Source organism: Desulfomonilaceae bacterium (assembly GCA_041662605.1).
Classification (GTDB): domain Bacteria; phylum Desulfobacterota; class Desulfomonilia; order Desulfomonilales; family Desulfomonilaceae; genus CAJBEZ01.
In genome coordinates this window covers 1-26,896 of the sequence record JBAZSD010000017.1, presented here as the reverse complement: position 1 = coordinate 26,896, position 26,896 = coordinate 1, and the positions used below count along the sequence as shown (strand labels likewise).

Here is a 26,896-nt window from a genome sequence, read left to right as displayed (position 1 = left end):
TAGTTAGCCTCCACACGGAGGCTTTTTTTGTTGCAGCGTGATTACTTTTGTCTTTACGTAATTTCAAGTATTTACATTCCTTGTTTTTATAAAATGTGTCCTAAGTGTGTCCTAACAACAGGAAAAAGTAAGTTAGAAAGACCTACTGATTATTTGTCAGTAGGTCACAGGTTCGGATCCTGTATGGCGGACCCAATAGTACCATCTTATCAGATTGTTAGGCTTTTTAGTTCTAATTTTAGGTTATAGCCTTCCGAACGTAATATCAAGCACTTTAAGACTTAACCAAAAAGTGGCAAGCCCCCGGCTTTGCCGGGGAGACTCTCAAAGGTTTCACCGATCGCTCCAGTAGGAGCAAGCCTCCCAGAATACACCAAAATCTATTTCTGAGAGGTTGTTATGAAAGGCTACATAGCCTAACCACACAAAGTGGGATTGCAAGTATCATGTTGTTTTCATTCCCAAGCGACGGCGGAAACAAATTTATGGAGCGATTTGAAAGCATTTGGGTGATGTGTTCCTTGAGTTGGCGAGGCAAAGAGAATCCAACATTGTGGAAGGCCACCTGTGTTCGGATCACGTTCATATGTTTTTGAGCATTCCACCGAAATATGATGTGTCGAGCGTGATCGGATACATCAAGGGTAAGAGTGCTATCTCAATTGCAACGAATTTCACGGTCTGAAAGCGAAACTTTACAGGAGAGAATTTTCGGGCGCGTGGCTTTTATGTTTCAACAGTGGCGTTGGACGAGGCTAGCGTGAAAAAATACATTCGGGATCAAAAGGCCGAAGATGCACGCCTGGAGCAACTAAATCTGGTTCATCTTGATACGCCCCCTTCAGGGGGCGATTGATCAGGCCCCCTTGGGGGCTAACAAAATAATGCTCCCGCCTCTGCCGGGAGTCATTTAACTTTGACAAAATGTGTCGTAACACCCTAAAATAGGCTACTTAGGCGGCAAATGGGGCAACGGGTTATTTGGTATTGTCCTTTTTTCACGTGTCCTGCACTGTGCCCTATTTTGGGCTTGATAACAATCTGATATTAATGGTTCCAAATAATCTTGAAAAGAGGGCTGTAATTCCTTCGTTATGGTGGCACGCAATGGAAACTCACAATACAAGCCATGGAGGATCGTTTATTGATATTCTCAATAAATACAGGGATCCTGGGGAATCAAATACAAAATTTGGTCATAGGATGGGCCTTAACCACAAGATATTTAGAGATTGGGAAAAGGGACAAGTTCCTAAAGTGGATACCTTAATTAAATTGAGGGAATTCCTCGAATTATCTAAAGATGAATATGATGAATTATTTTACTCAGTTTACAAATTTATACCGCAAGAAATCACATTAAGTAAAAACACAGGTAAGCAAGAGGAAACACATAAAAAGAAATATGCGCGCAACTTGCCCCCAAACTACTTCCTGAAGCGGCTTGTAGCGTTAAAAGAGAACCAGGAGACAGAGTCCGAATTTGCGCGTAGGATAGGATTGACCGATGAGGTTTGGTTTCAGGGAATGTCTAGTCCAGAGATACCCAAAAGCCTTACCACCAGACGTTTATTGGAGATATTGAGGATATTGGACCCTACTGGCAGGAAGAAGATCGTAGACCTGTTAAGCCCACCCGATCACAAGCGATAGGAGGGCTAAAATGGCCGTTTCAAGCGAGTGTCCACATTGTCACACTCCAAATGGACTGGCTCGGAAGGTATGTTCAAAGTGTAATGCCAAGATCCCACTTTCCGGATTACGTTACTGGTTACGATTTTGGGATCACGACGGAGTATCCAAAAAAGAATCTCTCGGAAAAGTTACGCTGAAAGAGGCGAAAGACGCGGAGCAACAGCGAATAGTTGACGCCAAAAGCAAAAAGCGGGTTGGAAGCGAACTTACCTGGAAAGACTTGTCTGATCGCTACCTCACCAAATTGCAAGCAGAAAACGCATCTAACAGATATACCTCTGACAACCGATTATACTTTGAACGATTCATGGATTACTTTGGGAGAGACAATTCAATCTCGGAAACAACCCCTGCCCTCATTCGTTCTTTTAGAAGTGATTTACGAACCGCTGGTCTTTCAGAGGCGACTTGCGATAGACACCTGGCCGCAGGGAAAGCCGCATGGAACTATTCGGTTGATCAGGTTAAAAACTAATTTAGCGGTGTCAAGATGTATTCTCCCGAAAATGGACGTGTAGCTTTTTTGTCGGATGAAGAACGATCTCACCTCCTCGAAGCCGCTCAAGCGACACACCGAAAACTTTACGAGATGTTGGTTGTAACCATGACCACAGGGATGAGAAAGACAAACGTCATTCACTTAAAGCGGTCTGAGGTTGATTTTGAGACAGGGATTATCACTGTTCAACAAAAGGGTGGACTTTCACAGAGGACGGTTATGAACGACTCTTGCCGGTCAATTCTTCAAGGCATACCTCAAAACAAGACCGACTACTTTTGAATTACACCTTCGGGTAGGACTTACAGGGTGGATTGGCGAAAACCTTTTGAACGGGCAAAGAGAATGGCGGGTATTTCAAGTGAGTTTCGGTGGCACGATTTACGTCACGACGCAGGGACAAGAATTTATTCGGCTACCGGCGATATATACGCAACACAGATTTTTTTAGGCCACCGACAACAGTCAACGACAAAAAGATACGCACACTTCTTAGATAACAAACTTAAAGCGACTGCTGAAGTGTTAGATGTCCAGTGTCCTACGGATCGTGGAAAACGAGTAATGAAGCCGTATTATTTTTAATCCTACTAACTCTTAATCAGTAGGTTTGGGGTTCTAGCCCCCGACGGCCCACAGATAATATTTAATTACATTAAGTTGTTATAGTAATTTTACTAAGTGTTTTATTAGGTCTAAAGATCGCTATTGCGTGAGATTTGCGTGATCGGGATTCGCAGACTTTTTCTGAAGCCAGAATTAAGTTTACAGCCTCCCTTATTTCCCAGGGTTTTATAAAAAACTCATCACATGGTTCACTATACTGAACCTAAACCCCCTCCCCCTGTCTTATAGTCCTACAATTAGGTAGCTTGGTAAGCTGAACACCATTCCCATTCAACTATAACAAAAACGATCAACTGAGGCTCTCTGAGACGGCCACAGAGCCACGTTCTCATCCAATTCGATAAATATTATAAGTCCATCGAGATAGAAATGCCCCAGGATTGCGTCTATGGTTAGATTTTACCGACATCCCTCTCTAGCTTAACAAACGATCCAGTTCCGTCTTCAATTCCTCCATATTATAGGGTTTATGCAAGACAACGGCAGGACGTTGTCCCGGAAAGCTCTGCATTACAACATCTTCAGTGTATCCACTGCAAAGCATAACCCTGACATCCGGCTTGATCCGTATGAGTTCCCCGAATGTTTCAACTCCATTCATTTTTGGCATCTTGAAGTCGAGCATCACCAGATCAATTTCGTTCGGGCGCTCTCGAAAAACATTTACCCCTTCCTCTCCATCCCCAGCCACAATCGTGTCGTAGCCTAAGACATCTAGTCGTCTAACAGCAAGATCACGAACCCCTGTCTCATCCTCAACTACAAGAATAGTTTTTCGCCTGGCAATGTCGGACACCGGTGATTTAGTTTCCGCAGCTTTGTTGTGTGTAACAAATGAGTCCTGGACCTCTTCCTGCACAGGAAACAGAACACGTATTGTAGTTCCCTTCCCAACCTCGCTGTCCACTATTATGGCGCCATGATGTCCCTTCGTTATCCCTATCACTTTGGACATGCCAAGGCCACGACCCCAGAATTTGGTCGAAAAGAATGGATCAAAGAGCCTGCGCTGAGTATCAGCGTCCATGCCGTAACCAGTGTCGGTAACCTCTAGAAAGACAAACCGACCTGGTTCGGGCTTCTCTTCGATGCGACTACGGCTCAAATACTCCGCATCGCAATCAATGACTCCTGTAGAAAGTCGAACCTCGCCGTTCTTATCACCAACCGCCTCAGAGGCGTTGACCAGAATATTCGTAACCAAACATTGTATTTGATCCGGATCTCCCTTAATGGGTGGAAGTGTATTGTGGCTTTCCAAGTTGAGAGTGACATTTCTGGAAACACGCAATTGCATTGGAATGGGGTTTGTGTTCAACAACTCGTTGAGATCCAAATCTAAAGGGTTATAAAAGGTGTTGCCTGTGTATATCTGTATCTGGCGGCAGAGTTCCGCTGATCGTTTGGCCGCCTGAATGGCGTTCATTACGCTCGGTCTGACCACCGAATCGGGAGCCAAATCCATAAGGCCCAGTTCCAGGTTGCCCAAGACTACCGCCAACTGGTTGTTGAAGTCATGTGCGATACCTCCAGCCATCACAGCGAGACTCTCGAGCTTTTGAGCATGGAGAAGCTTGCGTTCCATCTCAAGGTTCTCTTCTTCTAAGCGTTTGCGCTCAGTAATATCGGTTCCGGCGCACACAACATATTCTACGTTGCCATACTGATCCAGCTTAGGGGTCTTGGTGATTGACATCCATCTTGGTTCCCCTGCGGCGTTTGGTGTCAATTCTTCTGTATAGACGGTTTGTCTAGATTGAAAAACCTCCGTATTACTAGCCTCCCAAACAGCTACCACGTCAGGGCTGTAGAATTCGCTCAGTCGCTTTCCTGGAATTGTTTCGAGTTGTACACCAAGGAAGTCAGCCGTAGATTGGTTGACTAAACCATACGTCCCGGGATCGGTGAGGTACCAGACCTGAACATCTATCGTATTTAGAAGAAGGGCCTGTTCTTCTGTTTTCTGTTTCAGGTCTTGTAACGCCCGCTCCAGTTCAGCGGTACGCTCCTCTACCTGCCTTTCGAGCTGCTCATGATACTTTTGCACAATCAATTCTGCATTTTTCTGTGCACTGATGTCGAAACTGGTTCCTATAATTCTCAGAGGATTGCCGCCGCTATCTAGCTCCACTATCTTCCCCCGGGACAATATCCACTTCCATCGGCCGTTCTTGGCCCGGAGCCTGTATTCACATTCGAATAGAGGAAGCCTACCTTTAGCATGGGCGTTGAAGGCCTTTCTTATCCGATTGCTGTCTTCGGGATGGACTCGTGTTCCCCAAGCAGTAATGTTGGGCGCAATCTCATCAATCGAGTATCCGGACGTAGAGAGGCGCTCTGGCCAATACGCAGCCACACCAGTCTGAATATTGACGTCCCACAGCACCAGATCCGCCCCTGTAAGGGCAAGTTCCAGCCGCCGTTCGATATCATGCGCCTCTGCTTCGGCCTATTTACGCTCGGAGATGTCGGTAATGACGCTAAAACTCGCTGGTTCCCCTCCCCACATAATTCCGGAGGTGTTCATCCGCATCCACTTTGTCGTTCCGTCCTTGGACACAATCCTAAACTCATACAGGCTAGGGACGGTCTCTCCTCTAACTCCATCTGTATGGTAGCGGTCTACCATTTCCCGATCCTCGGGATGAACGATGAGATCTGTGAGGCTAGAGAATGACCAGTCTCCAAACCTATATCCGGAAATATCCTGGCACGCTTGATTTTCGAACCTGATTAACCCGTCTTGAATCACGAAAATCCCTTCGCTTGTTTTATCAACTATCTCACGATATCGTGATTCACTTTCAGTAAACGACTTTTGAACGGCATCAAGTTCAGCCACCTTACGGCGCAACTCATTCAATTCATCAATAAGCTGATCTTTCGTCTTATCATGGTCTTGCATGGAAGGTTCCTCTTAACGGGAAGCTACATATGCGAGTGGTGGAAGGGTTTGATCGTAATAACCCTTATTATTGCTTATCTAGTGAAATTATATGCTTGTCAAACTAATTAGTTACTTCTCAATAACCCGGGGTAAAACTGAGGTAAAAAAATCACGAACCTAATGATATCAAATGTTTACAAACAGGCTTGGGTTAGTCTGCCCAGACTTATACAAGAAGTTACTTGTTGCTTGGTGGTTGATGGGTTCGCAAAATGGCGTTTGCTGCACCCTTGCTGCAGTCAGAAACGGACTCTTATTTTTCTGAGTCACTTTTCCTGGCATCCGTATGCGTTCACCGAATAAAGAAGGGCCACTCTGATTTCATCACGAGCCCTAGTCTTTCTATGGGATTGAGATCCGGAGAGTAGGGTGGAAGAAACACCGGCTCGAATCGCCCCCACTTTATTTTTTTACTGCGATGCCAGCTCGCGTTGTCCAAAGTGAGGACGTTCTTCGGGCGCTTAAGGGTGATGTCGGAGTTGGAGTGATCCAGAAAAGTTTGGCATACTTGTGTGTCGGAATAGCTTAATACCAAAGATGTTTCCGAATCATTGACCGTCGTAAAGCGTGTGAATCCTCTATCGGTCGAGGAAAGCTGAAGAACTTATGGATCAAGTGACTTTGACTGATAACGAGTTCGGTCGTAAGTTGTGCCCCTCCACTGTAAAGCGTCTCTGAAAATAATCTTCTTAATCATCACGACAAAAATCCAGATAAGCATCAAGTTTCCAAGTGAGAAGTAAACCAAATACTTTTTAGGTAATCCTGCCTGATCAAGAAAGAACCATGGGATTAAAACTAATTGTAACAGACAGGCCAAGGGTAACAGGAACCACAAACTAGGCCAGAGTTCCATTGCCGACTCGGTATAGAGAAAAGTCCCTAGAGCGAAAGAGGGCAAACCGACCAAGATATGTACGCATAAGTGTTTCAGCACCGTTAAGAGTTTGTAATTCATTGCCCCGGCCAGTATTCGTGTCCAACCGTCTAACACTTCTCGAAAACTGGAATACATCTTGGTTTGTAGAAGGTTTCGGCCATTGGCAAACAGTATGCCCAGGCCCGTGGCTTTAACCCTTTTCCCGATTCCAATATCTTCGACCGCAAGATCTTTTACACTGCGATGTCCTCCGATTCTTTCATAGGCCATGCGACTGATAAGAAAAAACATTCCGTTAGCTGTTGCAACAGGACTACCGGGATCATTGACCCTGGCCAGCGGAAATAGAATTGCCGCCATGGCGGCAAATATCGGAATAAGCGCTTTTTCCCAAAAAGTGTTCAGGATGAACTTGGGAGAAAGCGTTACAAAGTTTATCTTCCTTTGTATGGCCTCGTGTAAGCACTGCCTCAATGCGGCTTTATGCAATGAGCTGTCCGCATCCAGGAATGCCAGCCATTCACCTGAAGCGTATTTGGCGCCTTCATAAAGAGCGTGACTCTTGCCGGTCCATCCGACAGGCAGCTCTGTTATTGACACAAGGCGGCAATTTGTTCTTCCCTCAAATAGCTTTCCAACTATTTCAGCGGTCCGGTCCGTGGATCTATCATCAACACAAATTATTTCGAGGTTAGGGTAATCCTGATCAAGTATCGATCGCAGAGAGGTTCCAATCAAGGCTTCTTCGTTATTAGCCGGAACTATGACCGATATACGGGGCGGCGATTTGGGGAGGGATGTATCCTTGTTAGGGTCAAGGACTGGGACCCATCTCCAACTATCAGTTATCTCACGCATACGCATGGACCAAAAATAAACAATATACAATAGAATGGCCGATCCTAACGCTAGAGAAATATAATTCAAACGAATGCCCTCATTGCAAACTCAAATACATCACTCTGTATAGCAGCAATCTGCCATAACCTCGACCAACAGGCCAAGCTAAAACACCCAGTCATGGACTTACCCGTTATTGAGAAATTACTTTCCCGAATAATTTAGCTGGCATGTCAGTCTGAAAAAACATCATGATTATAAATAGATGAAAATCACGCACAGGAACCAAAGTCTCTGAAATCAACTGTTCAGCGAGGCGATAGGTTCCTCGAATCTTGTTACCAGCCTACCGGAATAAGACTGCCTTATCAAAGCCTTTCTAATCCAGGCCGCTGTATCCACCGGCTTGAATATAAACCTGATCCCTGTTTTTATTCCTACTACGTTGCCGATCCTCATATACTTCCAATAGGGCGCCTTCAAGCGATTGATTATACGTGCAATACACACAATGCCGCCTACATCACCTTGACGTTCAGTAATGATTTGACACCGAAAGGACTCTTCAATTCCCAATCTCGATCTTAATCCGGATAAAAATGCAAATCCTTCCGCAAATCAGCCCTTTTGGACATGGCTACTGACAAACGCCGCAACAATACGAAAAAAGCGAGCGTCCGCGTGACAATGCTTCTTACTTATCAAAATCCTGTCCTCCTGTCGCGCAAATTTAGTACCCAAAGGAAAATCATCTCTCACTTCCACCGAATGGTGCGGAAAGTAAGAAATATCATTGGGTCGAAACAAAAAAGCTAATGAAACCGAATCACATGTGTGAAGACATTTAACACCCTTGATTGAATAAATTAGCTTAACCATATAGTTAAGCCCATTAGGCATGGCGTGTAATCAAAAAATTCTGCAAGCAGAAAACTGGAATATTTCCGCCAAGGTATTATAATGCTGGTCCTTGTAAATAGTTAACTCTTAGATCCGAGTGAAATGACATGATGCCGTTCGGTACGTCGTTAGACAGGTTTTAGTTTGTATTACTACCGATGGTTAGGTTAAACTAATATATTAAATTGGAATTTTTTCTGGGCAGAGCTTAACCGCCTGCGGAGGATCCATGTCCGATACTATGAATGTTCTTCTCACTGGAGGAACAGGATTCCTTGGAGAATACCTATTAGTGGAGCTATTAGACCGCGGGCACAGTGTATGGGCACACTATAGAAGCGAATCGCGAAAAATGGACACCATAAGGTTTTTGAGCAGTCTAGGACTTCCCAGAAGCGCCGAATCTCTCAAATGGTTCAAAGGTGAAATACTGGAAGCTGACGAGCAGTGGGAACAATGGTGTCAAGAGTATAAAGGAATTGACGAAGTTGACACATTACTGCACAGCGCGGCGTCTACCCGTTTACATATGGACGAAAGCGGCGAACCTTTAAAAACAAATCTGGGTTCCACGACAGCTCTATATAAGCTCGTTGAACGTAAGCCATTGAATGTCCACGTTATCAGCACCGCATACGTTTGCGGACTGATACAGGGAGAGGTCGTTACAGAAGTTAATCATCCAAGAGGTGATTTCGTAAACGTTTACGAGGAAAGTAAGTGGGAAGCGGAACAAATCTGGATGGGCAAAGCCACCATTTTGAGACCGTCAGTTATAATCGGGCACTCTGAGACGGGAAGATGCACTTCCTTTGGAGGCTATTATATCCTGTTTCAAGCAGCGCATCTTCTTGATAGACTCATGGCCGATTCGAAAAACCTCGACCGTTTAAATCTTAACATTGACATTCCCGCTAATCCTGATGGTGTGACTAATGTTATACCTGTCGATTACGTGGCTAAGGCGGCCGTTAGAATCATGGAAAAACCTCAATATCATAACAATATATATCACCTAACCCACTCTAACCCGCCGACGCACCAATGGACCCTTTCACATGTTTGCAATAGATTCAATGTAGGCGGCTTGAGATTCGCCGGGGTCGGGGCGTCTTTTGTACAGCCCCGGAACAGGATTGAGCGAATGGTTTGGCGTCAAATGCAGACTATTCTGTTACACTTCGCAAGTAATCCATTGTTTGATCGGGCGAATACCGATTCTGTAATCGGCGATCTTACAGTTCCCCCTATTACTTCCAGTTATCTCGATAAGATAATTGATTACGGTATTGAAAAGGACTGGGGGCAATCGCGACAATAGAAATTAATCGCTCGATCCTTCATACATGAGGATGTTTACAATGGCTAAAGAAGTCGATTACAGCGGTGGATTAACCGTTACGTCAGCGACCTTTTCTATCTAAATCAACAATTGTGGGTGTTGAGATGCAAAGACTAAATATTCCAAGGGGTTCAACGAAGGATGATAATTGATGTTTGGTGAAGCAGCATCGCGACATTGAATAGACTCAATACTTATTCTAAAACGAAGATCACCTCGACACGAATACGGTATTCCTGTATCTCTCCTGCCTCACACATGACACTCATATCAACAATTTTCATGCCGGTTATGTTTCTTAAAGTCTTGTTTGCGCGTTCAAAAGCCAGCTTTATGGCCTCATCAAAGCTGTTAGGCGAACCCGCAATCACCTCAGTAACTCGAGCGACTCGTCCTGACATAGTATCCTCCTGACTAGCATGCCTCACCGTGTTAGAGAGTAGGGAATCAGGCGCCAAATTGTCAACCACAGAACTTGATCTGTTAGCATAAAATCAAAATATTGAGAAACACCACAAAGTAATGGTCATGCCAATAACAGGATTCTCTTCTGGGGCCATTCTGGCAATTATCGTGGAGAGACGGTCACAAGGCGTCTTGTACCAATGGTCATTCGCAGAGCCGAAATCTCTGCCAGTCTCGGGACATTCGTTGTGCAGCGCTACGGAATAAGTAATCTCAATTCATCCTATGCCGGAAAAGCCAGCCTGCGAGACTTAGGGTCACAATGCCGATCAAGGCCATAGGCCAGAACTGATTCAGCAGGGACAAAAAAGGAGCGCCTTGCAGGAAGACTGCCCGTAGGACGACCATGAAATAGCGTAAGGGGTTAATATAAGTGAGGTATTGTACCGTCTGAGGCATGTTGGCTATGGGTGTGGTGAATCCAGAGAGAATAATCGACGGCACGAGAAAGAGAAATGCGCCTAGCAATCCTTGCTGTTGGGTCACGGAGATGGAGGAGATCATCAGTCCCACCCCGATCGCCGAAAGAAGAAAAAGGAACAGCCCCATATAAAGGGTCGCCAGATGACCCAGCAAAGGAACGTGAAACCAATAGACGGCGACCACCATGATCAACGTCGCCTCGGCAAAACCAATGATAAAGCCAGGTAGAGCTTTGCCAAGGACGATCTCCGTCGGTCGCATCGGTGTGACGAGAAGTTGATCGAAGGTTCCCTGTTCCCGTTCTCGAGCAACTGAGAGAGCAGTGACCAGCATCGTGACCACCAGTGTCAGCAGGCCGATGATGCCCGGCACGATAAACCAGCGGCTTTCCAGGTTGGGGTTGAACCACGCTCGGATTACCAAGTGCGCACGAGGTTTTCCTAGCCCCTCGACGACGGCCCATTCCTGGTTGAACGCGTCTACAATCGATTGGATGTAGTTTAGAGCGATCATGGCAGTATTGGAGTTGCGGCCATCCACGATGACTTGCAGCGGAGCAGGTATGCCTTGGCCGAGGTTGCGGCTGAAGTTGGGGCCTAGGTGAATAAATAGCAGCGCCTTCTTGCTATCTATCAGGGGGGCGATTTCATCATCATGTGTGACTATTGCGACTTCATGAAAGGTCGGTGAGAGACGCAGTTTGGCGAGCAGATCTCTGGATGCGCCGCCCTGATCTTCATTGTAGACAGCGAACGGGACTTGGTTGAGGTCATATGTGGCGGCATATCCGAAGACCAGGAGTTGGATAATGGGAGGACCTATCAAGACGATCCGACTTTTTTTGTCCTTGAGGATCGCCAGAAATTCTTTTCTCATAAGCGCTACGATGCGCCGCCACATCAGTTAAGCTCCTAATCCAATCGTTTACGAGCCTTGCGCCGACTGACGCCGAGAAAGAAGGCAGCCATCACGAACAGCGCTATGGTATTGGGAACAATGACGCTCCAAATATCGCCGGCCAGGAAGATTGTCTGGAGAATCGCCACGTAGTAACGGGCGGCAATCAGGTGCGTGATAACCTGGACCGCCGTCGGCATGCTGGTGATGTCAAAAATGAAGCCGGAGAGCAGGAAAGCAGGGAGAAAAGTCACTATGATGGCCACCTGACCAGCCACGAACTGATTACGAGCAATGATCGAAATCAGTAAACCCATTCCTAACGCCACCAGGAGAAAAAGGGCCGATGTAGCGGTTAAAAGCCACAGCGAACCTCGAAGAGGGACCTCGAACAAAAAATACGCCATGGAAACGGCCAGTGTCATCCCACCCATGCCGAGAATGAAATAAGGAACAAGCTTGCCCAGAAGGATTTCGGTCATTGTCACAGGTGTCACGGCGAGGGCTTCCATCGTTCCGCGTTCCCATTCTCGCGCCACGACCATTGACGTTAACAGGGCTCCGATCAGGGTCATGATGACGGCAATCAGGCCTGGCACCAGGAAGTTTTGACTGCGAACATCGGAATTGAACCAAATCCTTGGACGCATATCGACGGGCGCCTGGAGGGATTGGCCCTTGAGTCGGGCTTGCTGGGCCAGCCAGATCTGAATCGTGCCTTCGATATAACCCGATACAAGGCGACCTGTGTTGGCGTCCGAGCCTTCGATAATCACCTGGATAGGAGCGCCGCCAGAGGCATAAACAAGCCGTCCGAAGTCTGAGCGCAGATGGACGATCGCGTCCGCCCGACGATCATTCATGGCTGCGATGGCTTCGGACATATTTAAGTAGACGGTCGGAGCGAAATAACGCGAAGCCATAAAGGAGCCTGTCAAACTGGCTGTTTCGGGATCTGACGCCTCCACTACCAAGGCCACAGGGACGTGCTCAGCATCCAGCGATACCCCATAACCGAAAAGCAGCAGCAAAAAGAAAGGCATCAGGAAGGCGATGGCTATGCTGCTAGGATCGCGTAGGATCTGGAGAAATTCCTTTCGGATCAAGCCTTTCATTCGCATCAAGGCGCCGAAGCGGACTGGAGGAGGAGGCAAAGATTGGCTCGTCTCGCTCATGCCGCGTTCGCTTTCATTCTCTCGTAGTCTTTGAGTAGGCCGATGAAAGCATCCTCCATGGTAGGTTCCCGCTGGGAATCAGTCCGCATCCTGTCCTTGATCTGCTCTGGAGTTCCCAGGGCGAGAATTTCACCGGCGGCCATGATGGCCAGCCGGTCACAGTATTCAGCCTCTTCCATGAAATGAGTGGTCACCATCACGGTGACCCCACGTTCGGCTAGGGCGCTTATGCGGCGCCAGAATTCACGGCGAGCCAGAGGATCTACCCCCGATGTGGGTTCATCAAGAAACAGGATGTCAGGCTCATGCATCAAAGCGCAAGCCATGGCCAAGCGCTGCTTGTAGCCCAGTGGCAGATCGGCGCTGGTGACCGAAGAAACCGGTTCAAGCCCAAACTGTTCCATAGCCCAGTCGATCCGCCTTGCTCGGCGCCGACGATCAAGACCATAGGCGCTGCCGAAGAATTGTAAATTTTCGCGAACACTCAAGACGCCGTAAAGCGAAAATTTTTGAGACATGTATCCGATGCGGCCTCTAGCCGTTGCGGCCGAGTGACGCAGGTCCAAACCGGCGACCCTTAAAGTTCCCCCACTAGCCGGCAGCAAGCCGCAGAGCATGCGAAACGTTGTGGACTTGCCCGCTCCATTGGCCCCCAACAGTCCAAAGATCTCGCCGCGACCAACATCGAATGTGACATCCCGAACGGCGAAGAAATCCCCGAAGCGCCGCTCCAGATCCTGGACCTTGATTACCGGTCCGCTCGACGCTGAGAGGGCTTGCCGGGATGACAGTTCGCGGATATCGAATGACATCCTCTGTGAAGTTTCGGCCACTCGTTCGCGGAGCAGCGAGATAAAGCCATCTTCGAAGCGCGGCTCAACTTCACGCAGTATGACGTCGGCGGCGCCGGGAAGCAAAGATTCCGCATCTGTTTGCGCACCTGACTTCACAACGACGCGGACCTGTTCTCCCTGAATGATGGCGTCGACAACTAAGGGATTGTCCATCAAACGCTGTTGAATAGCGCGTTTCGCAAGTCCAGAAGCAGAAATACTGAATGTTCGACCCTTCATCGGGGCGCTGAAATTCCCTGGGGATCCCTCCCCCAGGATCTGTCCTTCGTGAAACAGCACAACCCGGCTACAACGCTCGGCTTCGTCCAGGTAGGCCGTACTGAGCAGGACGCTCATTCCCTCGCTTTAACCAGGCCTCCTACGATGGCCCACAACTCTCTACGCGACACAGGATCTACGCCTACAGTTGGCTCGTCGAGCAGCAGGAGACGAGGAGAACGGACCAGCGTGCAGGCAAGGCCAAGCTTCTGCTTCATCCCTCCGGAAAGCCGCCCGGCCAACCTCGACGTGAACGGCGCCAGACCTGTCATGTCCAAGAGCTGAGAGTAGCGGGCCGGCCGCTCTTCATGACCAACCCCCTGCAAGTCGGCGTAAAGATCCAGATTTTCTTGAACAGTAAGGTCCTCGTAGAGTCCAAAATGCTGCGGCATGTAACCCAGCGAGGATTGAACTCGTGAGGGGTGTTGTTGGACGTCGACACCAAAAAAGGTAATCCGGCCGGAGTTGGGAATCAGCAAACCGGCGGCCAGGCGCATGATTGTGGTCTTCCCCGCGCCATCGGGGCCGATCATACCGGTAATAATGCCGGGTAGCGCCTGAAAGCTAATCCCCCGCAAGGCTTCCACGATCCGTTTACCCGATTGGAAAACCTTCGTAACGTCCTTGAAATCGAGCGCCTGACCTGCCGTGTTGTCCGGTTCGGGAATCGAATCCGTTGTTAACATCAGGACTGTCCGGCGCTCGAACGATCGGGCTTTGAGGCTTGTTCAATATCGATGGTGACAGTGGCCGGCATCCCCAGCCGTAATTCGTCCTGCCCCTGAAGTACGAAGACTCGTACCTGATAAACCAGGCGTGTACGCAAGTCGGTAGTCTCAACGGTCTTAGGGGTGAACTCCGCCGTTGGCGAGATGAAACCGACCCAGCCATCGTAGAGCTTTCCAGGATAACTATCTGTGGTGATCGTGGCTTTCATGCCGAGGCGAAGTTTGCCCAAGTCCGGCTCGGAGACATATGCCCGGACCCAGAGTGGGTTGGTCAGGGCAAGGATCAAGACTGGATTTTGAGGCGTCACCATGGTACCCGGTTCAAGTATCCGGTCGCGGATGATACCGTCGGTCGGCGCATGAAGCCGAGCATCTTTTAGTTCCTGCCGGCGCAGTGCCATGTTGGCCTGAGCAGCGCTCAACGCCGCTCGCCCCGCTTCAATGTCTTCGACGCGTGAACCGGCCAAGGCCAGGTTTAGAGCCTGCTGGGCAGCCTTCGAGGTGGCTTGGGCAGCTTTCGCGGCCGCTTCGGAATCGTCGGACTGTTGTTGGGATACGGCATGTTCGTGAAAGAGGTCGCGTATGCGTTCCCATGTCCGTTGGGCGTTATCTGCGTCGACTCGGGCTTTGTTGGCGTTAGCCTCCGCCTGGCGGATCTCCTCGATCCGGCTGCCGGCCTCAAGTCTCTTAAGAACTTCACCCTGTTGCGCCGCCAGAGCCTCGGCCTGTTTGACAGCGTCTTCTAGACGCTGCGTTTCAAGTTCGGCTAGTAATTGGCCGCTGGTAACCCTGTCCCCCTCTTTGACGTAAATCGAGGCAATACGTTGACTGCCGTTAAATGCCAGATTCACTTCACGAAGGTCCACATTGCCATAAAGGACTAATTGGCCTGTTTGGGTCGGCTGCCCGTGGAGACGCCACCACCAGAAACCTCCCCCCAAACCGATTACTATCAGGGTCGACAGGGCAAAGATTCGGATAACTTTTTTACTCATAATTGACCTTCGCTGGAATTATGCCATATTTTTATCTTGCCTAGTGGTTCGATAAATCCCATTAATCGTCTAGAAAAAATGGACGCTGGCTTAGGCGCATAAGCTGCTTCAAAACAGTCAAAACAAATGTCACTCCGTTCTGTCACAAACCGTTAGACATTTTCTCTCAATTGTTTGATTTCGGAGTATTGACAACGAATGTCGTTTTCATAGCATAAAAAACACATCTGCCGCCCAAAGATACCAGATTGCGGGCGACATTAAGGCCGTTCAGGAAATATCAGGTCATACAAGCTTTAAAACTTCCAGTAGATACATCTATACCTTTACGTATCACATTAAAGGGATGCTCTGGACGATAAATTAACTCCTTAATATGCTGGAATAATTACCTTTTAGGGTTGGCCCACCAGTAATAACAATCAACACACCGAATGGTTAGAATTATTTAGTCAAGGACAAGGGCATACAGATTTACGATTTGCTGGACCCTTGCTGCAGGGACACCGCCTTCTTGTATTTAAATCAACTCTGGCAGTGGTACTTAGCACGCTTGTCCGCTGCACGAGCAATTAGGTCTGAGTTCGGGGTCGGCCCCAAAACGATTTCGCGCCCGAAGCCGACAACGTTTTCTTTTAACTTGACTGTTTTTTTGCATATATCACTCAGTTATTGTGTAGTTCCATATTTTCAATCGTTTCAAATAGTTCTTGAGTATTTATGGGCTTGGAAACGTATCCATCCATACCGGCGTCAAGACATCGATCTCGGTCACCTGCCATAGCATATGCTGTCATGGCTATGATGGGAATACGTTGTTGTCCGATCAACCGCTCTTTTGTACGAATAGCTTGGGTGGCCTCCAAACCGTCCATTTCCGGCATCTGAACATCCATCAGTATGATGTCAAACTTCTCTCTTTCAATTGCCTCAAGCGCCTGTTTACCGTTCTGTGCGACAGACACTTTATGCCCCATCCTTTGTATCAAGCTAACAGCCAATTTCTGGTTTATCAAGTTGTCTTCAGCTAACAGAATATTGAGGCTCCGTTTGCTTTCGCGGATTGAATGACGTGTCAACAAGGAAGGCCTGGTTTTGGTAACAGCGGTTTTCTGTAATGAACCACACATTGTCTCCAGGAGCTGCTTTTGGTTAATCGGTTTGAGCAAGTAAGCTGATATTCCCAGCTCCAGACACCTGGCGGCGTCACCACGCTGTCCCGCCGACGTGAGCATTGTCATTGTTGTATTGGCGATACTCGGGTCAGCCTTGATTTTTTTAGCTAATTCAAATCCGTCCATTTCCGGCATCATGTAATCAACCAAAACGATTGCAAAGGGGCTCCCCGCGATCTCACTCCTTTTCATCTCTTCAAGAGCCGATTTCCCTCCATCAACTGAGGTTACGTTCATCCCCCAGGCTCTGAGAGATTCTTCGAGGATGCGTCTGTTAGTAGCATTATCGTCCACAACCAACACGTTAACACCCTTAAGGCTTGAGGCATCTAACGGAATGCGCTTAGACGCAGGTTCAGTCGAGGGTAACAGCCTGACCATGAAGTGAAAAACGCTTCCTTTATCCGTTCCACTCTGGACCCAGATTCGACCCCCCATCATCTCGACCAATCGGGCCGTAATTGACAAGCCTAGGCCAGTGCCACCGTATACCCTTGAAGTCGAGCCATCAGCTTGTTCAAAAGCGTTAAATATCTTCTCTTGCTTTTCAAACGGGATCCCTATACCAGTGTCGGCAATGGAAAAGTGTATACAAATTTCCTCATCTGTTTCGACTTCCAATTTGGCGCTGACGGCAACCTCTCCCTCCGCTGTAAATTTGATGGCGTTGCCAATCAGGTTGACGAGAATCTGCCGAAGTCGTCCAGGATCTCCGATAACAGCGTCGGGAATATTGGTAGGAACACTGTACACTAATTCTAGCCCCTTATTGTCGGCGCCTATCGCCATAGTGGTCATGGTGTCCGCTATACAATCCCGCAAACTGAATTGCATCGGAGTCAGTTCCAGCTTGCCGGCTTCAATTTTGGAAAAATCCAGGATATCGTTGATCAATCCAAGGAGAGAATTAGCCGAGATCATCACCGACTCAAGGTAATCTCGCTGCTCCTCCGTTATTTTAGTGTTTAGAGCGAGTTCGGTCATGCCAATGATTCCATTCATTGGAGTCCGAATTTCGTGGCTCATGTTCGCCAGAAACTCACTCTTGGCTACACAGGCTTGTTCCGCAAGCTTCCGGGCTTCGATCAATTCAGTGACATCTATGAAAGATTCTATTCCTCCTATAATCCTTCCCTCATCGTCTCTCTCTACAGAGACATTTTCCAAAACAGTCAAGACACGTCCATCTTTGGTTCGTATGGAACACTGGTGTCGGACAAGACGATCCTTTGACCCCAATCTAAACAGGCTAAAAGGCCCGGCGCTCATTTCTTCGCCAAGAACAGTGGATGTTTTACCTATGATGTCGTCTGTCGCATACCCTGTAATTAGACAAAACTCCTCGTTAACTCCAGTAACTATGCCGGCAGAGTCAAACGTTAATATGGCTGTTGCTGCTGTAGATAGCAGCCGTCTTTGTTCTCTGTTTGCCGAATCCAAATATTGATTGGCTTTCTTGAGGTCCTCTTCTATAAGCCTTTTCTCCTTCAACGCATCGATCATGGAATTGAAAGCAACAGAGAAATCACCAAGGAAGTCGACTCTTTGATTCAAATCACCTCGAGCGACTTGTTGGGTCTGCCAGGTTAAATGTTTCAGGTGAGCTTGGAGTTGCTTGAATGAGGAAATGAGAAAATTTCTACGAGGGGGTTCAACATCGAGACGTCCCTCGGAGAGTGACATCAAGAAATGCTGGGAGTCCGCATAATTCTTAATTAGGATATTAACAGCGTCGGCAAGTCGCGCCACATCTTCAGACACCTGAGGCCCTTGAGCATTCAATGTGTCTGGAATCTCGCCACGGGTCAATTGGAGTATCGCTTGACTAATATTGTCCAGTAAGGACAACTGTACCTCTATACAAGTCTATTGCTTCAGTCTTGCTGTAAACCTACAGGTTCTGTCACCGGTAGCCCAACAGTCGATCTCTTTTACTTCAAAATCCTTTCCGGTGTAAGCGGTCAAGATTCCCGCAATGAATCCCTCATCGTAATCACAGACAGTCTCTCCCACAATTGGTAAACCTGAACAATCCAGATCCTCCGAGACGGTTAACACAAAATCCATTTTGGATATGTCGGCTTTTTCAATTCGCAAGATACCGATGTTGAGCGTTCTCAGTCTCTCCTGAAGTTGCGCCACGAACCCCTCAAAGTCCACGCTTAAATCGAGCATATTCTTGGAAAACTCCGCGCCGGCAAGTTTGCCGGCCTCCACGAAAAGTTCATTAGCGGTCTCAACTCCATACCTGGTAATCAGAACATCCCTCAAAGTATATTGCATCAACCTGTAAACAGACACTAGAGTGGAAGGACCAAGGTTCGGACGACCTTCTTCGATATTTCCGAGATCTTTCCATTGAAATTGATATTCGGCGCGTTCTTCCTTAAACATTACGGAACCTCCTATTCAAAAGAGGGGGGAATAGAGATCGCCTTCACATCTGAACATTGCCAGATCTTCTATGATTACGTTATCATTTCCCGGAGCTGTTTGCCAAAGTACTTTTTGCCGCTTCAGGATAGTATGATAATGAGTTCTAAAGGTTGCCCCGTGGTATATAGTATTTTTAACTGAAAGACGCTTTGTCCCAGGAGACTCCAGCGAAGATTAGAGAGAACGTCATGGTTGATGGGCACAATCCAACCAACTCACTAATAATTATCCTGGCGCCTTGATTGTAGGTCTGGCATGAAAAAAGTCTGCGCTTGGTGTGGTAAAGATCTCGGAGTGGTGGAAACCAATTTTGATTCTCAACATGATGTTTCTCACGGGATTTGTGAGCAATGCGCGTTTCATCTCTTCGCCCAGCTCGGCATGCCCTTGCAGGAATATCTTGATGGTCTCGGAGATCCTATTCTGGTGGTTAACGGGGATGTAAATGTTAAAACCGCCAACAGACGGGCACGTGAATTGCTCCAAAAGGAATTGCCCGCCATAGAAGGCTACAAGGGAGGTGATGTGTTCGAGTGTGAACACGCCAGACTGCCTGAAGGATGCGGAAAGACTGCTCACTGCAGCGCCTGCGCCATCAGGAGAACAGTCACGGACACATTCAAAACTGGAATAACTCATGTGAAGGTGCCGGCATGCCTTCACCGAATGGCAGGTGCGGAGAATGCGGACATACACCTTCTTATATCAACCGAATTAGTTAATGGAGTTGTGTTACTTAGAGTTGATCGAGTTTGTGATTCGACCCGCACGGTCCCCCATGGGTCATAAAATCCGGCGCCTTCATAACATCTAGGCTGAAACCGCCGCTGAAAACAAAACACGTATTGTAGCGCCCTTCCCAACTTCGCTATCTACCATTATAGCTCCATGATGAACCTTTACTATCCCGATCACTGCGGCCATCCCAAGGCCTCGACCAGCGAACTTGGTTGTAAAGAACGGATCAAAAAGCTTGTGTTGAGTTTCGATATCCATCCCAGAGCCAGTGTCTGTAACTTCCAGAAACACGAACCGACCCGGCGCAGGTTTCTCTTCAATTCGGCTAACGTTAAGATACTCTTCATCGCAATCCATGACACCGGTTCTGATTGTCACGTCTCCCGCAGTATCACCAATAGCCTCGGAGGCGTTGTTGACCAGATGCATGATTACCAACTCTATTTGATCCACGTCCCCGCGAATAAATGGAAGATTCTTATGGATTTTCAAATGGAGTGTCGTAGTTTTTGGCATGCGCAATTTGAGAAGGGCGACATTTCTCTTCACCAACTTGTTTATGTCCACATCTACATAGACGTTGAAGGCATTGCCCGTGTAGATCAGTATCTGGTGAGTGAGTTCCGCCAATCGTTTGGCCGATTTTAAAGCCATATTGATGCTGTATCGGGTCTCAGAATCGAGAGTCTGATCTGTAAGACACAACTCGAGGTTGCTCTGGACCACCGCTAACTGGTTGTTGAAAACATGTGCGATACCTCCGGCCATTACCTGGAGACTCTCGAGCCTCTCACTGCGGAGAAGCTTGCGCTGCATACCCAACCGCTCCTCCTCCAATAGCTTGGCCTCGGTAATGTCGCGGGCAATGGAACATGCGCCAAGAATGCAGCCCTCTGTGTCCTTGATTGCGGAGATGGATAAGGACACTTCTACGATCCTGCCATCTTTCGTTCGACGCTTGGTTTCAAAGTGACGGACGTCCTCTCCTCGCCTTATCCTTGTCAGAATATTAGGAAGATCGTCGAATTGTTCAGGCGGGACCAAGATGGAAATGGGTTGTCCAACAACCTCGTTTGCCTTGTAGCCATACAGCCTTTCTGCGCCTCTATTCCAGCTAACGATATCGCCGTTCAAGGTTTTACCAATGATGGCGTCATCTGAGGACTCGACGATATAGGCTAACCGCGAGGTCTCGACTTCCGCCTGTTTGCGCTCGGTGATGTCAGCCATGAGACAGAGTGACGCCGGTCTCCCCTTCCAAATTATTGAGGATGAATTCATCTCTGTCCACCGTACGTTTCCATCTTTGCGGACAACTCTGAAAGCATACCGGTAGTGGGTTTCAGCCCCCCGTAGTCGACTTGCATGATATTGAGCGACCATTTCTCGATCATCCGGATGAACAAAGGTGGTTATGGCGGCGAAGGATGAGGCGTCTTCCCTCGAATATCCGGTGATTTCTGAAGTCTTATCATTCGCGAACTTGATCCAACCGTCTTGAATTACAAAAACAGCTTCGCTTATATTATCAACTATCTGACGATATCGTGATCCCTTTTCATTCAGCGACTTTTGAACAGTCTCTAATTCCGCTACCCTCAGACGCATCTTATCCAATTCATCAATAAGCTGTTGCGTGGTCTTGTTTTGGTCTTGCACGGCAGTCTTCTCCTGAGGGGAAGCTAGGCATGTGATGGGCCGAATTTTGAGCGTAAGATTTTTCGGTGTCAACCATCTGGTAAAGACAACCTAACTGTCAATTTTTTGCTTGTATAGTAATCAACAACTTTTTTCTAGGGAAATGTCTGAACGAGTACAAAGTGGACTTTTGTTCACGTACGTGCTTTGGGATCCACGCACAAAGTCGCTGCATTTGAGCGACAGAGGAGATTGTTCATTTTGGCCCGCAATGACATTGCCTCACGTGTCATTGCGGGGAGCGGGGCTACGACTCGCGTGCCTTGCCACAATCAGTCAAGAACATGGTCCAGTCCAGACTTAAGTGAGGTGTCCGGGTAATTCCGCGTTCTTGTGGCTCGTCACTGTCTTTGGTCCTTCCTCTGGTACGGCTGCACGCGTTCCGCCGGTTGTTCTCGTTCAGGCTTCGATGGGTGGAAACGTTCTACTGGTTGTTCTCGTTCGGGCCTGGATGGATGTACACGTTCCACCGGTCGTTCACGTTCAGGCTTGGAGGGTATGTCCACATGACCTTCCTTCGGTACGCATTTGCCGTGCCGACACACTGAGCGCGGCCCGCATTCGCTGTCGGAAGAACAGCCTTTCGTGGGAACAGTCGTGTCCCCTACGCACTTGCAGGCGGCAACATCTAAGTGTTGACCAGGAGGGCATTTCTTGTCGCAAGGTTGTTTCCGTTCACAGCGGCAGGTCTTCGGATTAAACCAGAAGCCTTCTTGACAGTCTATAGGACGACATCCCACGCAAGTACAGGTCTTCTCGTCCAACGTCTGACCAGGAGGACATTTCTTGTCGCAGGGCTGCTTCCGTTCACAGCGGCAGGTCTTCGGATTAAACCAGAAACCTTCTTGACAGTCTATAGGACGACATCCCACGCAAGTGCAGGTCTTCTCGTCCAACGTCTGACCAGGAGGACATTTCTTGTCGCAGGGCTGCTTCCGTTCACAGCGACAGGTCTGCGGGTTAAACCAGAAGCCTTCTTGGCAGTGAATAGGACGACATTCTCCCACGCAAGCGCAGGTCTTCCTGTCCCACTTCTGGCCGGGAGGGCATTTCTTGTGGATTGGCTCACAATAACCATTCCGGCATGTTTCGCACCGGCGGCACTGCTTGTCGTGCCTGCATCGGGAAACACAACTGCAGGTTCTACGACTGTATTTTTTCCACCGTGGGCACCCTTCGCAGGCGCCTCCGACCAGCTCCTGGCCGGGAGGGCATGGACATCGCACGTCATCAGGGGGTTCTTCGTCAATCACCGGTGGTCCAAAGACATAAGGCGGTTCTTCGTCAATCACCGGTGGTTCAACCACAGTCGAATCTCGACACGAAGGAACCTCTTCCGGCAAGGTCTTGGGTATAGTGGTTTTTCGGATCAGTTCAGTTAAGGTTTCCGGAGAAACGCTAATCACTGGCTGAGGTTCCTTGTCCTCCTCCACATCGACTCTCTGACACGACCGCACAATGCGCTCTTGAACGTATTCCGCGAATAGCTGTCTGACCTTGACCGCCCCCCAGATTCCGTACACTGTAGTAAGCTTCTGGTCATTACTTACTTCCACGACAAAATCCGCCGGTCGATCGGTGGACAAGACTTCAATGATAGCCGTAGGAGTGGAGATAATAAAGTGAGACCGCGGCGTCGATTTCGGCAGGTCTCTTATGAATCGGACCATTCCCTGGGCGACTTCCCCGGAAAAGTCAGACGACGATCCCTCCTGGTCAAATCTGACGAACTCAAGCGATGAACTATTACCGAGTGATGCGTCGCCTTGTTGGGGCGACCCCTTACGACCCGATCGCCACCAGGCTTTGCCGGCGCGATCCGTGCGCAAAATGTCTTGAAGAAATACAGGGTCGTTTTCCTTGACAGGTTGAGGGCGGCTCTCGCCCACTCTCCTGATGGATACGCTCCCCAGTATCCGTTTGATTGCTCCGATCTGTTCCTGTTGAGATACGGGCGTGGGGTCCGAATCGCGAGCCCATGTGTACGAATAGTTGAAACAGCTCCCGAGAGCAAGCGCGAGCAAGGCTCCCAATGTACGGCCGACTAGTCCTTTTTTCATGGTCACGGTAATGTCTCCCTGGAAATGAGGTTGGTTTTTGCCTGCAGCCTGTTGGGCAGGAACAACAAACACTGAGCAGCTTTTCCTCTAAACAGCGAAAAAAGCGCTGCTACTGGAGGCAATTTGCATATCTTCCCGTCTGACGTGCCCTACTCGTCCGGTTTCAGTTCTTTTCGTACGTTCAGACTAGGTGTTGTACACTCCGGCGACGGCTTTTTTTGCGAAATGTTCATAACTTTTTCCTTTGCGCTGTTATTTAGTTCGCTACGGATAAAAACGTTACTTTTTCTTCAATACCAAGTAGTTCTGTCAAAAATTGGCTAGGGACGGTAATTCCAAAAATATGGCCACAGTTACCAAGCATGATCCAGCGAACTCAAAAACGTTTCAGATTAGGGAAATTAGGAATAGTTTTACCCAGGCCGAACGTAATTCATATTTCGTGCCAACTGGACTAAACAGAACAATCGTCATAAAAACCTAAGTTAATTGGTTAGTTACGTATCGACAAGAAACCTTCTGTGAGTTACAAAGCATTTATAACAGAAGTGAGGCGAGTAAATGTACCCGACAATCGGACCACTAAATTCCTGATGTGTGTTTTATCAAGGGGTTATACATTGATCTGGCGTCTTATTGTAGGTCAATTGTGTTCGTTTGTGGTGCGATTTTAGTACCCAATCCCGATCTGAGGATGTCATGGGCGGTTTCGAGATTATCTTCAACGCACAAAAGGATACAAAGGCAAAATGCTGGCGGTCGAAAGTGAACCGATCTGGAGGGCGAGAACATTGTTATTCGTCTCATACCCCGAGAGGGGTCGACATAGATTGCGGCCATATAACGGGCTTCAAGGTTAAATGTGGAACCGTGGAAACCTATTCCCATCTTGGCGTCACAGGAATATACGACCTGAGTGAAATCACTGGATTCCCACACCCGACAAACTCGATAAACAAAAAGGAGACACAAAATGCGAAGCTCATGGCTTAAACGCCTTCACCTGATAATAGCTCCCTTAACTATCGGCTTTACGGCTCCTATGGCTCATGCGGCGTCATAAGCTTAAATGGCGCGCCGGCCCGGCATTTCCGGCCTGGCGACAAGGTCTTCATTGTCTCACATGCTTTGGTGGAACCATCCAAGCTGAAGGACCACTGGATGCGAACCGTGTTCGTGGACGACCACAACAAGGTCGTCGAAATCCAGAAGCAGGGCTACGGCGGTAACGTGAAGCTGCGCTAAGGGGGCCGCCGCTCTCGAACGGGGTGGAGGGTACCAGTTCCGTTCAACAATGTCGTAAAGAAGCCTACTTTCAGCAAGCTTCTTCTGAAAATTGGTTTATTCATTTTTGCCATAGACCCGACAATAACGGTTGTTTTCATGTAAACAGTGGGTTTCGTCTTGACAACCGCCAGCGGTAACGTTAGAATCTGACGTCACATTCAGAACGTGCGTTCCGAAGGAGAAAACTATGGCCTTTTCCCTACTTGATCAACTCGATGGACAGCCGGAAAACCTCCCCCGCCGGGAACGAAAAAATTTGCAACAACGTGCCGAGATCCTCCAAACAGCGCTAAGACTGTTTTCAGAAAAGGGGTATCACGATGTCTCCATGCATGACATCGCAAAAGAGGCGGAGTTCGGGATGGGGACATTGTATAAATATTTTAATAATAAGGAAGAGTTGTACAAAACTCTCATTAATGGAGTGGCGAAAAAGTGGCGCCATGCGGTTCTACTGGCCCTCGAAGAGGAAAGGAACCCTCTTTTAGCCCTTAAAAGACACATTGCCGTCCGTAGGGAACTGTTTTCCCCTCATAGGGTTTTTTGAACTTGTTTTCCGCTCGTAACCATAATTCACTCTTTTACGCTTTGTTTCTTCTAGCCACCTTGTTTGGAATCGTTTCGTGCGCCGATCAACCCGGCGAGTCAGTCTGCACAATCCCACCTAACCCACCTAATGAATTAAGTTTTGAACCGGTGGATCAGGGTTTGATGGTTTCCTGGCCACCGGTCCCTGGAGCGTCGAAATATACTCTGTTCTGGGGCCAAGAAAAATCCGAGTATAGAAGATTCGTGGAAACCAAGTCCTCTGCTATCATTATCAAAGGTATTCAGACTGCCGACTTGATTTATTTTGCTGTAACAGCGGCTTCGGCTCATATTGAAAGCCGTTTTTCGCATGAAACACCATATGTTTATGACACTGATCCCAAAAACGCTCCCCTTCATATCCAAAAGGCCATACAATTTGGAAAGCATGGAGATTTCGAAGAAGCTCTCCTCCATCTTAGCGCTGCGATAAAACTTGACCCCCAGAACTCTGATTATTATCGTGAAAGGGCCAAACTTAGGGTACAGCTCGGTTTCATGAATGAGGCCAATAAAGATTTGGCTATTGCGGAAGCAACTCTACAAGAAAAAGCGGAGATCCCTTAAAAAATCGGCAAAAGGAGCCGCTTGAAGACCATAAAACGGTCCAGGACTTTCCCCAAAAAATTTAGGTTAGCCCGAGTGAGAGTTGAGGATTAGGCGTTCCCTTCTTCTTTTCATGAAAAATTGCGCCTTGACCAGCCTTGCTAAGGATCTCTTTAATGCCATCAGCAATTGCATAGTAATGAAAATCAGGGATTCCAAAAATGCGTTGGGCGGCGTTTATCGCATGAAGAGCCAGGATCTCCAGTTTAGGTTTGCGACCAAGATGAACCGCAGCGAAGAAACATACCGCCAATACCAATGCGGCCATATTTTTGATTCGTTGATACGTCAACACCCTGATATCTTCCAGTCTGTAACTCTGTTTAATGAAACGGATCGTTTCCTCGACACGCCACCGCGTCAAATAGGCCTGCACAACCCTCCATATCACTGCCCGGTTACGCCTCATCGGTTCAGTGGTCAGAAGCATCAAGGGCTTATCTCCAAATCCTTTCGCCACTACCAACCACAATGGCTTGTCGGGATAGTCTGGTAAGCGCACACTGCGAAACCCAAAGTGGATTATGTATACCTTCTCTTTACCGTCTTTATTTCTTATCACCGTCTCTTGGTAAGGAGTCTTGAGCGTCTGAGCCAATTCTAGCGTCTGTCGTTTAGAACCAGCTAAAATATGACGGTCTCCTCTCTGGCGTATAATGAAACGAAAAGGGGTCTCTTTTTTGAGTAGATGTCTGTAAAGCGCATCCCGGTCTCCTCCACGATCAAGCACAAAAACTCCTCGAGAATCCGTGGCGGTGTAAACCTTTTCAATCACATTGATGA

23 protein-coding genes and 2 pseudogenes are annotated in these 26,896 nt (G+C 48.1%); 9 read left to right on the top strand and 16 right to left on the bottom strand.

Features of this window, described 5'->3' with window-relative positions; translation table 11 throughout:
* The first annotated feature begins 457 nt into the window (after positions 1 to 457).
* From tnpA to WC647_13350, 4 genes and pseudogenes are all read left to right on the top strand, one after another.
* Positions 458 to 856: pseudogene (tnpA, locus tag WC647_13365) on the top strand (IS200/IS605 family transposase).
* 158 nt (positions 857 to 1,014) lie between these two features.
* Positions 1,015 to 1,653: a hypothetical protein gene (locus tag WC647_13360; protein MFA6223296.1), complete on the top strand. Its 639-nt coding sequence runs from the start codon at positions 1,015 to 1,017 to the stop codon at positions 1,651 to 1,653.
* Positions 1,654 to 1,663: 10 nt separating this feature from the next.
* On the top strand, positions 1,664 to 2,170 hold the full coding sequence (locus tag WC647_13355) for a hypothetical protein (GenBank protein MFA6223295.1): 507 nt from the start codon (positions 1,664 to 1,666) through the stop codon (positions 2,168 to 2,170).
* A 15-nt stretch (positions 2,171 to 2,185) separates the two neighbouring features.
* Positions 2,186 to 2,779 (top strand): annotated as a pseudogene (locus WC647_13350) (site-specific integrase).
* A 457-nt stretch (positions 2,780 to 3,236) separates the two neighbouring features.
* Here the strand turns inward: WC647_13350 and WC647_13345 are convergent.
* The 5 genes from WC647_13345 to WC647_13325 all read right to left on the bottom strand — a co-directional run bounded on the left by WC647_13345 (position 3,237) and on the right by WC647_13325 (position 8,064).
* On the bottom strand, positions 3,237 to 5,207 hold the full coding sequence (locus WC647_13345; GenBank protein MFA6223294.1) for a PAS domain-containing protein: 1,971 nt from the start codon (positions 5,205 to 5,207) through the stop codon (positions 3,237 to 3,239).
* A gap of 63 nt (positions 5,208 to 5,270) precedes the next feature.
* On the bottom strand, positions 5,271 to 5,726 hold the full coding sequence (locus WC647_13340; protein ID MFA6223293.1) for a PAS domain S-box protein: 456 nt from the start codon (positions 5,724 to 5,726) through the stop codon (positions 5,271 to 5,273).
* Positions 5,727 to 6,060: 334 nt separating this feature from the next.
* The gene (locus tag WC647_13335) at positions 6,061 to 6,303 is read right to left on the bottom strand and encodes a transposase (protein MFA6223292.1); all 243 of its coding nucleotides are present in this window, start codon (positions 6,301 to 6,303) and stop codon (positions 6,061 to 6,063) included.
* Between the two features lie 69 nt (positions 6,304 to 6,372).
* Complete coding sequence (locus WC647_13330) at positions 6,373 to 7,575, bottom strand: glycosyltransferase (protein ID MFA6223291.1); 1,203 nt, start codon at positions 7,573 to 7,575, stop codon at positions 6,373 to 6,375.
* Positions 7,576 to 7,788: 213 nt separating this feature from the next.
* Positions 7,789 to 8,064 carry a hypothetical protein gene (locus WC647_13325; GenBank protein MFA6223290.1) on the bottom strand — a complete coding sequence of 92 codons (276 nt, stop codon included), beginning with the start codon at positions 8,062 to 8,064 and terminating at the stop codon, positions 7,789 to 7,791.
* A 553-nt stretch (positions 8,065 to 8,617) separates the two neighbouring features.
* On the opposite strand from WC647_13325, the gene WC647_13320 reads away from it, so the two are divergent.
* Positions 8,618 to 9,709, top strand: a complete 1,092-nt coding sequence (locus WC647_13320) for an SDR family oxidoreductase (GenBank protein MFA6223289.1) — start codon at positions 8,618 to 8,620, stop codon at positions 9,707 to 9,709.
* Positions 9,710 to 9,924: 215 nt separating this feature from the next.
* On the opposite strand, the gene WC647_13315 is transcribed toward WC647_13320, so the two are convergent.
* The 8 genes from WC647_13315 to WC647_13280 all read right to left on the bottom strand — a co-directional run bounded on the left by WC647_13315 (position 9,925) and on the right by WC647_13280 (position 19,094).
* Positions 9,925 to 10,131 (bottom strand): dodecin family protein, encoded by a 207-nt coding sequence (locus tag WC647_13315; protein MFA6223288.1) that lies wholly within the window; start codon positions 10,129 to 10,131, stop codon positions 9,925 to 9,927.
* A gap of 277 nt (positions 10,132 to 10,408) precedes the next feature.
* Positions 10,409 to 11,518, bottom strand: a complete 1,110-nt coding sequence (locus WC647_13310; GenBank protein MFA6223287.1) for an ABC transporter permease — start codon at positions 11,516 to 11,518, stop codon at positions 10,409 to 10,411.
* Positions 11,519 to 11,529: 11 nt separating this feature from the next.
* On the bottom strand, positions 11,530 to 12,690 hold the full coding sequence (locus WC647_13305) for an ABC transporter permease (protein ID MFA6223286.1): 1,161 nt from the start codon (positions 12,688 to 12,690) through the stop codon (positions 11,530 to 11,532).
* The gene (locus WC647_13300; GenBank protein ID MFA6223285.1) at positions 12,687 to 13,880 is read right to left on the bottom strand and encodes an ATP-binding cassette domain-containing protein; all 1,194 of its coding nucleotides are present in this window, start codon (positions 13,878 to 13,880) and stop codon (positions 12,687 to 12,689) included. Before WC647_13300 ends, WC647_13305 begins: the two co-directional genes overlap by 4 nt.
* Positions 13,877 to 14,380, bottom strand: coding sequence for an ABC transporter ATP-binding protein (locus tag WC647_13295; GenBank protein ID MFA6223284.1), 504 nt, complete (start codon positions 14,378 to 14,380; stop codon positions 13,877 to 13,879). Before WC647_13295 ends, WC647_13300 begins: the two co-directional genes overlap by 4 nt.
* A gap of 107 nt (positions 14,381 to 14,487) precedes the next feature.
* A complete protein-coding gene (locus WC647_13290; protein MFA6223283.1) occupies positions 14,488 to 15,525 on the bottom strand; it encodes an efflux RND transporter periplasmic adaptor subunit in 1,038 nt (345 codons plus the stop codon).
* 665 nt (positions 15,526 to 16,190) lie between these two features.
* The gene (locus tag WC647_13285) at positions 16,191 to 18,548 is read right to left on the bottom strand and encodes a response regulator (protein MFA6223282.1); all 2,358 of its coding nucleotides are present in this window, start codon (positions 18,546 to 18,548) and stop codon (positions 16,191 to 16,193) included.
* 18 nt (positions 18,549 to 18,566) lie between these two features.
* Positions 18,567 to 19,094 (bottom strand): V4R domain-containing protein, encoded by a 528-nt coding sequence (locus tag WC647_13280; GenBank protein ID MFA6223281.1) that lies wholly within the window; start codon positions 19,092 to 19,094, stop codon positions 18,567 to 18,569.
* Positions 19,095 to 19,391: 297 nt separating this feature from the next.
* Between WC647_13280 and WC647_13275 the strand changes: the two genes are divergently transcribed.
* Positions 19,392 to 19,925 carry a hypothetical protein gene (locus WC647_13275; protein ID MFA6223280.1) on the top strand — a complete coding sequence of 178 codons (534 nt, stop codon included), beginning with the start codon at positions 19,392 to 19,394 and terminating at the stop codon, positions 19,923 to 19,925.
* Positions 19,926 to 19,946: 21 nt separating this feature from the next.
* Here WC647_13275 and WC647_13270 read toward each other — a convergent pair whose 3' ends face one another.
* On the bottom strand, positions 19,947 to 21,533 hold the full coding sequence (locus WC647_13270; protein ID MFA6223279.1) for a PAS domain S-box protein: 1,587 nt from the start codon (positions 21,531 to 21,533) through the stop codon (positions 19,947 to 19,949).
* A 380-nt stretch (positions 21,534 to 21,913) separates the two neighbouring features.
* Complete coding sequence (locus tag WC647_13265; protein MFA6223278.1) at positions 21,914 to 23,704, bottom strand: hypothetical protein; 1,791 nt, start codon at positions 23,702 to 23,704, stop codon at positions 21,914 to 21,916.
* Between the two features lie 693 nt (positions 23,705 to 24,397).
* Here WC647_13265 and WC647_13260 point away from each other — a divergent pair.
* The 3 genes from WC647_13260 to WC647_13250 all read left to right on the top strand — a co-directional run bounded on the left by WC647_13260 (position 24,398) and on the right by WC647_13250 (position 26,074).
* Complete coding sequence (locus WC647_13260) at positions 24,398 to 24,625, top strand: hypothetical protein (GenBank protein MFA6223277.1); 228 nt, start codon at positions 24,398 to 24,400, stop codon at positions 24,623 to 24,625.
* 481 nt (positions 24,626 to 25,106) lie between these two features.
* Positions 25,107 to 25,466, top strand: coding sequence for a helix-turn-helix domain-containing protein (locus tag WC647_13255; GenBank protein MFA6223276.1), 360 nt, complete (start codon positions 25,107 to 25,109; stop codon positions 25,464 to 25,466).
* 2 nt (positions 25,467 to 25,468) lie between these two features.
* Positions 25,469 to 26,074, top strand: a complete 606-nt coding sequence (locus WC647_13250) for a tetratricopeptide repeat protein (GenBank protein ID MFA6223275.1) — start codon at positions 25,469 to 25,471, stop codon at positions 26,072 to 26,074.
* 61 nt (positions 26,075 to 26,135) lie between these two features.
* On the opposite strand, the gene WC647_13245 is transcribed toward WC647_13250, so the two are convergent.
* Positions 26,136 to 26,896, bottom strand: a 761-nt coding sequence (locus WC647_13245) for a transposase (GenBank protein MFA6223274.1), incomplete at its 5' end; no start/stop codon positions are given.